Origin of the sequence: Cryobacterium sp. MP_3.1 (genome assembly GCF_035984795.1) — a bacterium.
Taxonomy (GTDB): domain Bacteria; phylum Actinomycetota; class Actinomycetes; order Actinomycetales; family Microbacteriaceae; genus Cryobacterium; species Cryobacterium zongtaii.
In genome coordinates, this window is sequence record NZ_JAXCHV010000024.1 from 37796 (window position 1) to 51060 (window position 13265).

Annotated in this window: 13 protein-coding genes and 1 pseudogene; 5 read left to right on the plus strand and 9 right to left on the minus strand. The window is 68.1% G+C overall.

Annotated elements, in window-relative coordinates; genetic code table 11:
• Nucleotides 1–84: 84 nt before the first annotated feature.
• Complete coding sequence (locus RCH12_RS14025) at nucleotides 85–2418, plus strand: hypothetical protein (RefSeq protein WP_327017266.1); 2334 nt, start codon at nucleotides 85–87, stop codon at nucleotides 2416–2418.
• Between the two features lie 73 nt (nucleotides 2419–2491).
• On the opposite strand, the gene RCH12_RS14030 is transcribed toward RCH12_RS14025, so the two are convergent.
• The 5 genes from RCH12_RS14030 to RCH12_RS14050 all read right to left on the minus strand — a co-directional run bounded on the left by RCH12_RS14030 (nucleotide 2492) and on the right by RCH12_RS14050 (nucleotide 6482).
• Nucleotides 2492–3415 (minus strand): ABC transporter substrate-binding protein, encoded by a 924-nt coding sequence (locus RCH12_RS14030; protein ID WP_327017267.1) that lies wholly within the window; start codon nucleotides 3413–3415, stop codon nucleotides 2492–2494.
• Nucleotides 3416–3456: 41 nt separating this feature from the next.
• Complete coding sequence (locus tag RCH12_RS14035) at nucleotides 3457–4170, minus strand: ABC transporter permease (protein WP_103460602.1); 714 nt, start codon at nucleotides 4168–4170, stop codon at nucleotides 3457–3459.
• A complete protein-coding gene (locus RCH12_RS14040; RefSeq protein WP_103431731.1) occupies nucleotides 4167–4844 on the minus strand; it encodes an ABC transporter permease in 678 nt (225 codons plus the stop codon). The genes RCH12_RS14035 and RCH12_RS14040 overlap by 4 nt, the downstream gene beginning before the upstream one ends.
• Nucleotides 4841–5665 carry an ABC transporter ATP-binding protein gene (locus RCH12_RS14045; RefSeq protein ID WP_103431730.1) on the minus strand — a complete coding sequence of 275 codons (825 nt, stop codon included), beginning with the start codon at nucleotides 5663–5665 and terminating at the stop codon, nucleotides 4841–4843. Before RCH12_RS14045 ends, RCH12_RS14040 begins: the two co-directional genes overlap by 4 nt.
• Before the next feature lie 160 nt (nucleotides 5666–5825).
• Nucleotides 5826–6482, minus strand: coding sequence for a TetR/AcrR family transcriptional regulator (locus tag RCH12_RS14050; RefSeq protein ID WP_088456077.1), 657 nt, complete (start codon nucleotides 6480–6482; stop codon nucleotides 5826–5828).
• 218 nt (nucleotides 6483–6700) lie between these two features.
• Here RCH12_RS14050 and RCH12_RS14055 point away from each other — a divergent pair, with 218 nt between their 5' ends.
• Complete coding sequence (locus tag RCH12_RS14055) at nucleotides 6701–7750, plus strand: App1 family protein (RefSeq protein ID WP_103432119.1); 1050 nt, start codon at nucleotides 6701–6703, stop codon at nucleotides 7748–7750.
• Nucleotides 7751–7789: 39 nt separating this feature from the next.
• On the opposite strand, the gene RCH12_RS14060 is transcribed toward RCH12_RS14055, so the two are convergent.
• From RCH12_RS14060 to hisD, 3 genes are read right to left on the minus strand one after another with little or no spacing between them, the layout of a single operon-like run.
• A complete protein-coding gene (locus RCH12_RS14060; protein WP_327017268.1) occupies nucleotides 7790–8845 on the minus strand; it encodes a quinone-dependent dihydroorotate dehydrogenase in 1056 nt (351 codons plus the stop codon).
• A gap of 2 nt (nucleotides 8846–8847) precedes the next feature.
• Entirely contained in the window at nucleotides 8848–9330 is a 483-nt protein-coding gene (gene nrdR, locus RCH12_RS14065) for a transcriptional regulator NrdR (RefSeq protein ID WP_327017269.1), read from the minus strand.
• Between the two features lie 13 nt (nucleotides 9331–9343).
• On the minus strand, nucleotides 9344–10663 hold the full coding sequence (hisD, locus tag RCH12_RS14070; protein ID WP_103431728.1) for a histidinol dehydrogenase: 1320 nt from the start codon (nucleotides 10661–10663) through the stop codon (nucleotides 9344–9346).
• Nucleotides 10664–10733: 70 nt separating this feature from the next.
• On the opposite strand from hisD, the gene RCH12_RS14075 reads away from it, so the two are divergent.
• Nucleotides 10734–11300 (plus strand): flavin reductase family protein, encoded by a 567-nt coding sequence (locus tag RCH12_RS14075; protein ID WP_327017270.1) that lies wholly within the window; start codon nucleotides 10734–10736, stop codon nucleotides 11298–11300.
• A 61-nt stretch (nucleotides 11301–11361) separates the two neighbouring features.
• On the opposite strand, the gene RCH12_RS14080 is transcribed toward RCH12_RS14075, so the two are convergent.
• On the minus strand, nucleotides 11362–12147 hold the full coding sequence (locus RCH12_RS14080) for a lysophospholipid acyltransferase family protein (protein ID WP_103431726.1): 786 nt from the start codon (nucleotides 12145–12147) through the stop codon (nucleotides 11362–11364).
• 168 nt (nucleotides 12148–12315) lie between these two features.
• Between RCH12_RS14080 and RCH12_RS14085 the strand changes: the two genes are divergently transcribed.
• Complete coding sequence (locus tag RCH12_RS14085) at nucleotides 12316–12801, plus strand: hypothetical protein (RefSeq protein ID WP_103431725.1); 486 nt, start codon at nucleotides 12316–12318, stop codon at nucleotides 12799–12801.
• A gap of 108 nt (nucleotides 12802–12909) precedes the next feature.
• Nucleotides 12910–13265: pseudogene (locus tag RCH12_RS14090) on the plus strand (hypothetical protein); the annotation flags it as partial.

A 13265-nucleotide genomic window follows, 5' to 3' on the forward strand; every position in this document is an offset into this window, starting at 1 on the left:
GCTGCTGGGGGGAGCGCGCGATTGCCTGTGGGCGGCCACCCGAATCTGACCTCTGAACGCGCTGGCCAACGTAGGGAAACGCTCATGATCCGTCTGCCGAATGTCTCACGGATGAGCGCTCGGCGCTGGACGGGATTCCTCGCGGCGATTATCGCCGTCGTCCTCATTGCCCCGCTTCTGGTGGTCGGCCAGGCGCCGTCCCGCGCGGAAGCCGCCTCGGCCGCCGACTTCAACCCCGGCAACATCATCTCTGACGCACAGTTCTACAACTCGAACACGATGAGCGTCGCGCAGGTGCAGGCGTTCCTCAATTCCAAGGTGCCCTCCTGCCGCTCCGGCTACGTCTGCCTCAAGGACTACCGCGCAGACTCGTCCTATCAGCCGCAACGGGCCGCCGGCTGCGCCGCTTACCCCGGCCCCGCCAATCAGAGCGCTGCGGAGATCATCTGGCAGGTGTCCTCCCTCTGCGGCATCAACCCGCAGGTGATGCTGGTCCTGCTGGAAAAGGAACAGGGACTGGTGAGTGCGACCTCACCCACGTCCGGCATCTACCGCAAGGCGACGGGGTTCGGCTGCCCGGACACCGCCGATTGCGACGCCGTGTACTACGGCTTCTTCAATCAGGTCTACAACGCGGCCTACCAGTACAAGAAGTACCAGGCCACACCGAGCGGACGTAACTTCCAGGCCGGCCGGACGAACACCATCCAGTGGCACCCCAACGCCGGGTGCGGATCGTCACAGGTGTACATCGAGAACCAGGCCACGGCGGGCCTCTACAACTACACCCCGTACCGACCCAACAGTGCCTCGTTGGCCAACATGTACGGCACCGGCGACGGTTGCTCCACCTACGGCAACCGCAACTTCTTCCGTATCTTCACGGACTGGTTCGGCAACACCCAGGGCGGGGGCGACTTCGCACGCACCGAATCGAACGGCACGATCTACCTGCTCTCCGGAACGACGAAGTACGCCGTTCCGTCGATGGACGTCCTGAACGGCCTCGGCGCGCTCGGCCCGTTCCGGATCGTTTCGCAGAGCTACCTCGACAGCTTCTCGACCTCGCCCCTCCTGGCGAGCACCCTGGTGCGTGACGCGGGAAGCGGCGACATCTCCCTCGTCCAGGCCGGTGTGCGGCATCGTTTCACCTCGTGTGAGCTCGTGACCTCGTACGGGTTCGCCTGTGCCGCGGCCGTCAACCTCTCCCCTGCCCAGCTGGCCAAGTTGCCGGTGGGTGGCGAGATGACCAAGTTCTTCGTGGTCAACGATGGAACCGTCTACATGCTGTCGCCGGGCGGCCGCACCGCGATCACCGCGTGGGAGACCGTCATCAGCCTCAACGGAGGCACGGTCCCGTACATCGCCACCATGAGCGCCCAGGCTGCCGCAGCGCTTCCGATCGTCCAGGCGGTGCTGGCACCGATGAGCCTGGCCAAGTCGTCCAGTTCGGCAACCGTCTACTTCATCGACGGGCTTGACCGTAAGCTCCCGATCGCCTCGTTCGGTCTGGCGAGCGAGTTCGGTGCGAACGGCTTCAAAACCGTGCCGCAGTCCCAGCTCGACTCCTACTCCACGGGTGCGGCACTGACGCAGACCGTTCGGTGCGACGGCAAGGCCTACTTCGCGGCCGCCGGCTCGTTGCGCGAGTTGGCGCAGGGCGCGGAAGCGTCAGGCCTGCCGGTCACCGATTTGTCGGCCGACTCGTGCGCCCGGCTGCCCCGGGGCGAGACCATTGCCGGTGCGTTGTTCGTGATCTCGCCGGAAAGCCCCACCGTATACGGGGTCAAGGCCGGCACGGCTCGCGCCGTACCGACCTGGACCACGCTGCTCGCCTTGAACAACGGTTCCGCTCCTCAGATCGTGTGGATTTCGCAGGATGCCCGATCCGCGATCCCGCTCGCGTCCCCGTACCTGCCGGGCGCCTCACTCGTTCGCAGCCCGGGCGACGCCACGATCTACTTCGTTGACGGTGCCACCCGCAAGATCCCGGTGGCTTCGTTCACGACGACGTCGGCGTTCGGCATGAACTCGTGGTCGTACGCGACCGATGCGTCACTGGCCACGTATACCGCGGCCGCCGGAAGCCTGACGCGGGTCGTGCGTTGCGATTCCACGGAGTATTTCGCCGCGGGAGATCGTATCTACCCGCTGGCAGGCGGAGTCACTCATGGAATGCCCGTGACCGATCTGACCGGTGGCACCTGCGCTGTGCTTCCCCAGGGCGGCGGCGCACCCATCGAGCACGTCTTCGTGAAGACCTCCGACAACGGCACGGTGTACGTGGTCGAGGCCGGGACACGACGTCCGCTCGGTTCGTGGGACCAGATCGTGGCGATCAACGGCGGCAAGCAGCCGGTCATCCTGGTGGACGGCCCGGGAACGCTCAACGACATCCCGGTCGGTCCCGCCGTCTAGGGCGCTGAGCACACACCCGAACAAGAAACGGCCCCGTGAAGATCACGGGGCCGTTTCTTGTACACGAAGGCGGTTAGATCAGGCCTTCCTGGGTCAGCCACTCCGTCGCGATGGTGTCGGCGGCGGCCTGGTCGTTCACGCTCTGGGCGTTCAGGGCCATCAGGGTGTCGGTGTCCAGGGCAGCGCTGACGGCGTTCAGGATGTCGGCGGCCGAGTCGTCGACCTTGTCGGAGACGACGGGCACGACGTTGTCCGGCAGGAACAGGTTGTCGGGGTCGTCCAGGGCGATGAGGTTGTTCGAGGTGATGTTGGGATCCGCCGTGTAGATGTTCGCAAGCTGGATCTTGTTGTCGACCAGAGCCTTGACCGTCAGAGGTCCGCCGCTGTCCTCAACCGGGGTGAAGCCGGCGATCTCGATGCCGTACTCCTCCTTGAGAGCGGTCGGTCCATACGGGCGCGTCTCCAGCTCGGAGTTGCCGCCGACGGTGATCGGTTCGGTGACCTCGGACAGCGAAGCGATGTCGGTGAGGCCGTAGGTGTCCGCGAACGCCTGGGTGACGGTCCAGGAGTTCTGGTCGCTGGCCTCGGCCCAGTCGAGCACGGTCAAGCCCTCCGGCAAGGCCGCTTCCAGGGCCGTGTAGACCTCGTCGGCGGTGCCGGTCGGGGCCTCGGCATCCAGGGCCTGCAGCAGGCTGCCGCTGTATTCGGGGAACACGTCGATCGAGCCTGCCTCGATCTCGGGCAGGTACGCCTCGCGCTGGCCGATGCGGAACTGGCGGTCGACCGTGAAACCGCCGTTCTCCAGCGCCTGCGCGTAGATCTCCGCGATGATCTCGTTGGAGTAGTAGTCCTGCGATCCGACGACCAGGGTCTCGGATCCGGCCGAACTCTCCCCCTCGTCCAGAGGATCCCCGGACGCGCACCCTGCAAGGGCTACGACAGCCCCAACCGCGACCGCGCTGACAAGCGCGAGCCGGCCTCGTGTGTTTGTGAACATGCTGTTGTCCTTCCTCAGGTACCGAAGATTCGGTAGATGTTTCACCGTGCGGCCGCGGGGCCGCCGGTGCGAAGCTTGGGAGCTGTGCCGAGGCGCCCGGAGACACCCCGCGGTACAACAAACCGTTGGATCAGCGCGAAGATTCCCTCCAGAGCCAGGGCCAGCAGGATGACGAGGATCGACCCGCCCAGCATCTCGGCATAATCCCTGGTTTTCAACCCCGAGAACAGATATCGACCCAGACCGAGATCGGCCACATAGGCGGCCAGGGTCGCTGTGGCGATCACCTGCAGGGTGGCCGAGCGCAGCCCGCCGATCAACAGGGGCAGGCCGAGGGGCAGTTCGACCTTCCGCACGATCTGCAGTTCGCTCATTCCCACGGCGCGCGCGGCGTCGATGGTGCGCCGGTCGATCGCCTCGAACCCTGTGTACGCGCCGGCCAGGATGGGCGGGATCGCGAGCACCGTGAGGGCCACGTACGGGGCCACGACGCCGATGCCGACCCACAGCGCGACCAGGGTGAGCAGGCCCAGGGTGGGAATGGCCCGCAGTCCGCCCGACGTCGTCACCGCAAGGCCGCGGCCACGGCCGGTGTGACCGATGAGGTAGCCCAGCGGGATCGCGATCGCCGACGCGAACACCAGGGTGACCAGGGAGAAGACGAGGTGCTGTCCGATGCGCAGCGGAATCGCGTTGAGCCCGACGTAATTGGCCGGGTCAAGGATCCAGTCGATGGCGCTGGCGAAGAGGTTCATGCTGCGCTCACCTCGAGAGGAACACTCGGCTTGGGCGGGGCGACCCGTCGGGTCCAGGGCATCAGCAGCCGACCGGCGAGCACCAGCGCACCGTCGAAAAGGAGCGCAAGGGCCACCGTGGCGACGAGGCCGGCGACGATCTCGGCCTGGATTCCGCGCTGGAAACCGTCGGTGAAGAGGCTGCCCAGGCTCTGCACCCCGATCACCGCGCCCACGGTGACCAGGCTGACCGTGCTGACCGCCACGACCCGCATCCCCGCGAGCAGGACCGGGCCGGACAGCGGGAGCTCCACCTGCCAGAACCGCGACCAGGTGGAATAGCCCATCGCGGAGGCCGACTGGCGGACGTCGGCATCCACCGAATCGAGACCGTCGGCGACGACCCGCACCATCAGGGCGATACCGTACAGGGTCAGGGCGATGATCACGTTCACCGGGGACAGCAGGCTGGTGCCGATCACGGCGGGCAGCACGAAGATCAGCGGCAACGAGGGCACCGCGTAGAGCAGGCCGGCGCCGGTGAGGATGATCCCGCGGCTCACCCGGTAGCGCCGGGCGAACCAGCCCAACGGAACGGCGATCACGAAGCAGATCACGATCGGCGGCAGGCTCAGCACCACGTGGTCGAGGGTGCGCGCCCAGATCAGGCCGAGGTTGGCCAGGACCCAGGTCATCGGGCGCCTTCGGGCTTCAGCACACCGGCGAGGCGCCCGTCGCTGTCGACCACCACGTCCTCATTCCCGTGCCGCTCCACGTGCAGCGCCCGCCGGCCCCGATCGGCGCCCACGAAACTGGCGACGAAGTCGTCGGCGGGGTTGGCGAGCAGTTCGGCGGGCGAGCCCACCTGGGCGACGCGGCCGCCGTCCCGCAGGATCACGATCTGGTCTCCCAGCAGGAACGCTTCCTCGATGTCGTGGGTGACGAAGACGACGGTCTTGTCCAGCTCCTTCTGCAGCCGAACCAACTCCTGCTGGAGCTCGGCGCGCACGATGGGGTCAACGGCCCCGAACGGTTCGTCCATCAGCAGGATGTTCGGGTTGACAGCCAACCCCCTGGCCACGCCGACGCGTTGCTGCTGGCCGCCGGAGAGCTGGCTCGGGTATCGGTCGGCCAGCGCGCGGTCCAGCCCGACGGTGTCCAGCATCGCCAGGGCATCCGCTCTGGCTTGACGCTTCGGCGTGCCGCGCAGCAGCGGCACCGTGGCGACGTTGTCGAGGACGGTGCGGTGCGGCAGGAGTCCCGAGTTCTGCATGACGTAGCCGATTCCGCGGCGCAGCTTCACGGGGGGCAGAGTGGCGATGTCCTCGCCGTCGATCTCGACCGAGCCGCTGGTGGGGTCGACCATGCGGTTGATCATCCGCAGCAGGGTGGTCTTGCCCGATCCGGAGGACCCGACGAGCACTGTGGTCTTGTGGGAGGGCAGGACCAGGCTGAAATCCTCGACTGCGAGGGTACCGTCGGGGAAGCGCTTGCTGACGGAACGGAACTCGATCATGGCTGGGCTCAATCCTCGGTGCGGGCTTGACGTCCCTCGCTCCCGCGGATGCGGGGCGACGGAAGCAGGCAAGTGCGGATGACCAGCCAATCATTCTTCGGAGCCGAATCCAAAGCGGATTGCCGTTGTTCGTCGTCAGCGCCACAGGCGATGAGCCGGGCTAGGCGTCCGTCCCGTAGTAGCCGACGAGGTAATCGTGCATGATACGTCGGCACTCTGCGATGAAGCGCTCATCACCCTGGGTGTTCCAGGTGAAGGCGCGAGACAGCAGGGAGTCGGCCATTTCGACGGCGACTTCGAGCCTGAAGATGAGGTCGGGGCCACCGGACAGGCCGAATTCCTCCGACAGGACTCCGGCGATCTGGTTGGCGAAGAATCCCGAATCCAGCTGGTCCGGCCCGGTGGACTGGGCGCGTTCACGATCGGCGAAGTGCAGGATGCGGAATCCGGGCTCGGCGCGATACAGCTCTACGAAGGCCGAGATCCCGCAGTCCACGGCTTCCCACCAGGTTCCCGGCTGGGTCTCCTTGAGGGTGTCGGCGACGCGCTGCCGGAAGCGCTGGACCGCACGCTCGCGCAGTCCCTCGAGGACCGCGACCCGATCGGGGTAGTAGCGGTACACAGTGCCGATCGAGGCTCCCGCACGTTCGGCGACCATGGCCGTCGTGATGCGGTCGAAACCGACCTCGTCGACGACCTCTGCCGCAGCGTCCAGAAGAGCGGTCAACCTGGCGGCACTGCGCTGCTGGATGGGCTCGGTGCGGATCTGCCGCCCCTGTGCGACAGAGTCTCCCCCGAATATGTCGATCAGCGCCACGTGTCCTCCTTGAATATACGTCACAATCTTAGGGCCCCCGACTGACACCCAGACACAGAACACACCCCCCAAACGGAGTGGGAGCGGCTGCCCCGGGCGGGTCGCCGTGGTGGTTCTCCAGCCCGGGATCGTGCCAAGCAGCCCCGCGGCGCATGAGAGACTGAACTGTGTCAAAGTCCCCCGCCACACCGTCCACTCCCCTCAACCCCGTGCGCCTCATGCACCGAGCCGCGCGGATCGAGGATTGGCTTCACGACAAGCGGGAAAAGTTCGCCCGTCGGCGCGGACACCTGCCGGTCGTCATCCCTTACACGGGCTATGGCACCACGGAACGCGTGCGGATTCTCTGCCGCGTCCTGCTGGCAAAACCCGTGAAACCCACCGGCACCACCCCCAAGCGGCGTCGCACCGACCGACGTGACGGGAGCATCCGGGGTTGGCGGAGCTTCACCAGCGTGCCGGTCAACGACGTCACCGTCACCATCGACATCGGCGGCAAGGCCCACCGGGTGCAGGCCGACCGCGGCGGAGTCGTCGACACCGTGATGCAGGTCAACCTCGAGCCGGGCTGGCACACCGCTTCGCTGCACACCCACGCCTCCGGCAGTGTCGACGCTCCGGTCTTCGTGGTCGCCCCGGATGTGCGCACCGGCGTGATCTCCGACGTCGACGACACCGTCATGGTCACCACTCTGCCCCGTCCGCTCCTGGCCGCGTGGAACACCTTCGTCCTCGACGAGCACGCTCGCGTTCCGACGCCGGGCATGGCAGTGCTGCTGGACCGCCTCGCCGATGCGACACCGGGGGCTCCGGTGATCTATCTGTCCACAGGCGCCTGGAATGTGGCGCCGACGCTCAGCCGGTTCCTCTCCCGTAACCTCTACCCGGCCGGGGCGCTGCTGCTCACCGACTGGGGGCCCACCCACGACAGGCTGTTCCGCAGTGGCAAGGAACACAAGCGCGACAATCTGCGCAGGCTGGCGCACGAGTTCCCCGACATGAAGTGGGTCCTCATCGGCGACGACGGTCAGCACGACGAGGCGATTTACAGCGAGTTCCAACAGGACTTCCCGCAGTGCGTCGCCGCGGTGGCCATCCGTCGGCTGTCGCCGAGCGAGGCCGTGCTGGCCGGCCGCAGAGCCAAGGACGCCGTGGAGGCCAAGCCGGATCCGCTCTGGGTCTACGGACCCGACGGCGCGAGCCTGGCGGCCCAGCTGGCCGGCCTCGGACTCATCACGGATCCGGGAGCGCCCGGACCCACCGACTGACCCGTGACCGGGCCGCCCCGGCGGATGCCGACCTGCCGGTCAGGAGAGGATCGGGGCGGTGGAACGACCCGCGAGGAGTCTGTCGAGTCCGCGATTGATCTGGCGTGCCCAGAGCGGTCCGCGGTAGAGAAAGCCGGTGTAGCCCTGCACCAGGGTGGCGCCGGCGTCGAGACGTTCGACGACCTGCTGCGCAGTCTCGACGCCGCCGACCGAGATGACGCACAGCTCGGCCGGCACGCAGGCCCGAATGAGGCGCAGGACGGCCAGCGACCGGTCGTTCAGGGGCGCACCGGACAGTCCGCCGGCGCCGGCCGCGGCCACGATCGCCGGGTCGGTCAACAGATTGTCCCGGCTGACGGTGGTGTTGGTGGCGATGATGCCGGCCAGGCCGAGTTCGACGGTGAGGCCGGCGATGCGGGTCACCTCGTCATCGGTGAGGTCGGGTGCGATCTTCACCAGCAGCGGGGTACCGCCGGCGTGTTCCTGCACCGCGCGCAGCAGTGGGGCGAGCTGATCGAGTTCCTGCAGGCCACGCAGGCCCGGGGTGTTGGGGGAGCTCACGTTGACCACCAGGTAGTCCGCGAGAGGGGCCAGCGCCACGGTGCTGACCAGGTAGTCGGCCGTGGCGTCTTCGACAGCGGTGACTCGGCTCTTGCCGATGTTGATGCCCAGCACCGGACGGTTGGGGGTACGGCGGACCTGACCCAGGCGCGCGACGGCCGCCTCGGCACCGCCGTTGTTGAAGCCCATCCGGTTGATGACGGCGCGGTCGGAGACGAGACGGAACAGGCGCGGTGTGGGGTTGCCGGGCTGGGCGACCGCGGTGAGGGTGCCGACCTCGACGTGCCCGAAGCCGAGCCGGCCGAGCCCGATGACGGCGTGGCCGTCCTTGTCGAACCCCGCCGCGACGCCGAACGGCGAGTCGAAGTGCACGCCGAGGGTGTCCACACCGATGTCGGTGCGCGGGCGGGTGAACCTGTGCACCAGCGGGCCGAGGCCCAGGCGCGGCAGCCACCGGATGACCTCGAAGGCCAGGTGATGAGCCCGCTCGGGGTCGATCCGGGTGAGTACCAGCTTGAAGAGGGTGGGGTACACGGCTACCGTTCAGATTCGGGATCGGATTCCGACGCGGCGGTGTGCTCGGTGCGCAGCTGGCCGATCGCGCTCTCGAAGTCTTCCAACGAATCGAATGCCTGGTAGACGCTGGCGAAGCGCAGGTAGGCCACTTCGTCGAGGTCGCGCAGCGGGGCGAGGATGGCCAGGCCGATGTCGTTGGCCTCGATCTGGGACGCACCGGTCTGACGGATGGTCTCCTCGACCTTCTGCGCGAGCATGGCCAGGTCAGAGTCGGTGACCGGGCGGCCCTGGCAGGCCTTGCGCACGCCGGAGACGATCTTCTCCCGGCTGAACGGTTCGACCACGCCGCTGCGCTTGATGATGTTCAGGCTGGCGGTTTCGGTGGTGCTGAACCGTCGACCGCACTCCGGGCACTGCCGGCGGCGACGGATCGAGAGCCCGTCGTCGCTGGTGCGAGAGTCGATGACACGGGAATCTGGGTGGCGACAGAACGGGCAATACATTGTGCCTACGAGCCTACCGTTCCGCGGCTGTGCTGAATCGGACGCTGACGGCGTCACCGTGGGCGGGCAGTGCCTCTGCGGCGGACAGGGCGAGGATGTGGTCTGCCACGCCCGCGAGGCCGTCCCGGCTGTAGCGCACGACCTGCTGCGGGCGCAGGAAGGTGTACGCGCCGAGGGCCGCGGAGAACCGCGCCTGTCCCCCGGTGGGCAGCACGTGGTTGGAGCCGGCGGCATAGTCGCCGAGGCTGACCGGCGCGTACGGGCCCAGGAAGATGGCGCCGGCGTTGTCGATCTGCCCGAGGACCGCGTCGGGGTCTTCGGTCTGGATTTCGAGGTGCTCCGGACCGAAGGCGTTGCTGAACGCGGCGGCCTGCTCGAGGTCGTCCACGAGCACGATGGCCGATTGGCTGCCGCCCAGCGATGCGGTGACCCGTTCGGCGTGCGTGGTGGTGGTGGCCAGGTCGTTCAGGAGCGCTTCGACGGCTTCGGCGAGCTCGGCGGAGTCCGTGACGAGCACGGCGGCGGCGAGTTCGTCGTGCTCGGCCTGGCTGACCAGGTCTGCGGCGACGAAGGCCGGGTCGGCCGCGGCATCGGCGATCACGAGGATGTCGGTCGGTCCGGCTTCGGAGTCGATCCCGGTGACCCCGCGCACGAGCCGTTTGGCGGCGGCGACGTAGACGTTGCCGGGGCCGGTGACGAGCTGTACGGGGTCGAGGCCGAGGCCGGGCACGCCATAGGCGAAGGCGCCCACGGCGCCGGCGCCGCCCATGGCGTAGATCTCGTCGACGCCGAGAAGGCCGGCGACGGCGAGGATGGTGGGGTGCACTCGCCCATCGAAGTGGCTCTGCGGCGGGGATGCGAGTGCGATGGAGGTGACCCCGGCCACCTGCGCGGGCACCACGTTCATCACGACGCTGGACGGGTAGACGGCCTTGCCGCCGGGAACGTAGAGGCCGACCCGCTGCACGGGGCGCCAGCGCTGCACGATCTCGGCGCCGTCGGCGATCGTGGTGGTCACCAGAGGCGGCACCTGTGCGGCACTGGCCAGGCGCACCCGGCGGATGGTCTCCTCGATCGCGAGGCGGACATCCGGGTCGAGGGCCTCAAGGGCCTCGGCGACGTGGGACGCCGGAACGCGAACGTGCTCGGGGCGCACCCTGTCGAGGCGTTCGGCCTGGTCGAGCAGAGCCTGTTCGCCGCGGGCGCGCACATCATCGATCAGGTCGGCGGCAACGTCGCTGGCGACCGTGACGCTGGTGAGCGCCCGGGGCACCGAGGCCAAAAGTTCGGCCGGAGCAGGCCGCGTTCCTCGAAGGTCAATCGTCTGGATCATGTCGCTCCAGCTTATCCAAGAACGGTGCTCGCACGGGAATAGGCTGATCGGTGAAACGATTGGCACCACTATGAACGAACGCACCACCGCACCGGCAGGTCTCCCCGCCACAGGTCTCCCCCACGCCCCGGCCCTCGACACCGACCCGAACGCGCCCGGCGACCTGGCCGCGTTCAAGAACGCGTTTCGCCGCCATGCGGCCGGCGTCGCGGTCGTGACCGCGCTGGACGCTCAGGGCAAGCCGGTCGGATTCACCGCGACATCCTTGGCGTCCATGTCGGCGGTGCCGCCCCTGGCGACCTTCAACATGGCGAAGTCGGCCAGCTCGTGGCCGGCCATCAACGAGACCGAGCGCGTCGTCATCCACCTGCTCGGACTGCGCAACCGCACCCTGGCCGAGCGGCTGGCCGGACCCAACGCCGAGCGCTTCGTCGGCGATCACTGGCGGGTGGGACCGTACGGCCTGCCCGTTCTCAACAACGTGACGTCGTGGATGGTGGGACGGATCGTGGAGCGAGTGACCGTGCACAACTCTGCTGTCGTCGTCGTGCAGATCGAGGGCGGCGGGCTCGGCGATGACGACGAGGCGCTGATCTACCACGAACGCCAGTACCGGGCGTTGGGCGAAACGCTCTAGCTCATCCGCTTCGATCCGGTGGGTGCCGACCCCGCGGTGGCTAGGCTGCGGCCGGCGCGGTTCACCCGGCCGGGGTTTGAGCGGCTCTGGCGGCGGCCTTGCGTCGCTGTCGTTCCGCCTCGGTCGCGGCAGCCTCCGCCGGGGTGGGCGCGGTCCCACCCAGGTGGGCGGGCTGCCACCAGCGGCCGGCGCCCGGCTCCGGGTAACGCGTCTGCAGGCCGTCCACGAGCTCCTGCAGCACGCCGTGCAGTCGCCGGGTCACCTGCTGCGGGTCGTCCTCGGCGTCTACGCGTACCGGCGTGCCGACCGCGAAGGAGACCGGGGTGCGATAGGCCTCCCGCAGGGACGGCTTGTGGTTCTTCGTGAGCAGCCGGTGGCCACCCCAGACGGCGATGGGCACGATGGGCACCCCGGCCTCCATCGCCATCCGCGCCGCACCGGTCTTCAGGTCGCGCACGGTGAACGACGCGTTCACTCCCCCCTCGGGAAACACCCCGACGAGTTCGCCGGCGTTGAGCGCCCGGACCGCGTCGGCGTAGGCCTGGGCCCCGGCCGTCATGTCGACGTTGATGTGCCGCATCCCGCGCAACAGCCAGCCGACGACGGGCTTGTCGAACGCACCCTTCTTAGCCATGAAGCGGATGTGCCGGCGGTTCTTTCGCCAGGTCATCCACTCCACGAGGGCGAAGTCCGCGTAGCCGAAGTGGGTGATGGCCAGGACCGCCCCACCGGCGTCCGGAAGGTTGGTGAGGCCCGTCGCCGACGGCCTGAGCCTGAATGCTCCGAAAATTGTGCGACCCGCTGCAATCGCCGTGCTGTAGATCGGTTCCCCGCTGCGCCTTCTCATGCCACCAGCGTAGAACAAACGGCTGTCAAACTGCTGGTCACACGGGGGTCATTGGTCCCGCGCCGTGGCCGGCGTGCGGGCGCTGATGGGTGGATGACGGTCGGGCCGGTCGCGCTATCGTGTCGGCATCCGAGCGAAGGCGACCATGACCGAGACAGTGACGAGACAGTGACGACGGGCTGGGGTGACTTCGCCGTGGCCATGGTGGGCGCCGCCGCGGCGCTGGCGGGCCTGGTCATGGTGGCGATCTCGGTGAACATCCGGGAGATCCTCGCGCTGCCCGGGCTGACGGCACGGGCCGCGGCCGCCGTCGGCTCCCTCGTGCTGGTGGTGGTGACCGGCGGCCTGCTTTTGGTGCCCGGCCAGCCCGGTGCGGTCCTGGGCGTCGAGGTGCTCGTCGCCGTCGTTCCGGCGGTCGCCCTGCATACGAACTCGCTCCGCCACCGGGCACGGAACAGCGCGAGTGGGCGGTTCTCCCTCGCCCTCTACCTACCGCTCGCGGCCCTCCAGCTGTTTCCCTTCGCGCTGGGCGCATTGCTCCTCATCGTCACCGGCTCCTCCACCGGCATCTACCTGGTCGCGGCCGGGGTGATCCTCACCGTCATCGGCTCCATGCTCGACGCCTGGGTCCTGATGGTTGAAATCCTCCGCTGACACCCTCGCGAACCGTGAGTTGAGCCCCAGAATCCGGCGGTTTTCGGGGCATTTCTCACAGTTCGCGGAGCCTTCTGCATTGTCAGTGGTTGGTGAGACGATCTCATTATGAGTAACCCCGACCGGGCAGTACCGCCCGCTCCGGATGATGACCACCACTCTCCGGAGTCCGCTCCACCTGGCTCCACCCCCTCCCCTGTCGACCCGACCGAACCCGGGTCGACGGAAACCAGCTCGCCCGAATCCACCGCGACCGAACCTGCCGCAGTCGAACCTGCCGCGACCGAACCTGCCGCAGCCGAACCTGCCGCAGCCGAGCCCGCCGGTTTCGAGCCGTACGTGCCCAATCCGGCGCTGGACGAGTTGGTGTGCTCGGAGCTGGCCCGCCGCACCGAGCTGATCGCGGTCGAGGCCCGCGCCATCGCCATCGCGCAGGCCCGGCAGGCCGAGTTCCTCGTCGCCCT

Coding starts and splice junctions, on each gene's coding strand:
- RCH12_RS14025 (WP_327017266.1), top strand. CDS start 85: ATGATCCGTCTGCCGAATGTCTCACGGATGAGCGCTCGGCGCTGGACG.
- RCH12_RS14030 (WP_327017267.1), bottom strand. CDS start 3,415: ATGTTCACAAACACACGAGGCCGGCTCGCGCTTGTCAGCGCGGTCGCG.
- RCH12_RS14035 (WP_103460602.1), bottom strand. CDS start 4,170: ATGAACCTCTTCGCCAGCGCCATCGACTGGATCCTTGACCCGGCCAAT.
- RCH12_RS14040 (WP_103431731.1), bottom strand. CDS start 4,844: ATGACCTGGGTCCTGGCCAACCTCGGCCTGATCTGGGCGCGCACCCTC.
- RCH12_RS14045 (WP_103431730.1), bottom strand. CDS start 5,665: ATGATCGAGTTCCGTTCCGTCAGCAAGCGCTTCCCCGACGGTACCCTC.
- RCH12_RS14055 (WP_103432119.1), top strand. CDS start 6,701: ATGCACCGAGCCGCGCGGATCGAGGATTGGCTTCACGACAAGCGGGAA.
- nrdR (WP_327017269.1), bottom strand. CDS start 9,330: ATGTATTGCCCGTTCTGTCGCCACCCAGATTCCCGTGTCATCGACTCT.
- hisD (WP_103431728.1), bottom strand. CDS start 10,663: ATGATCCAGACGATTGACCTTCGAGGAACGCGGCCTGCTCCGGCCGAA.
- RCH12_RS14075 (WP_327017270.1), top strand. CDS start 10,734: ATGAACGAACGCACCACCGCACCGGCAGGTCTCCCCGCCACAGGTCTC.
- RCH12_RS14080 (WP_103431726.1), bottom strand. CDS start 12,147: ATGAGAAGGCGCAGCGGGGAACCGATCTACAGCACGGCGATTGCAGCG.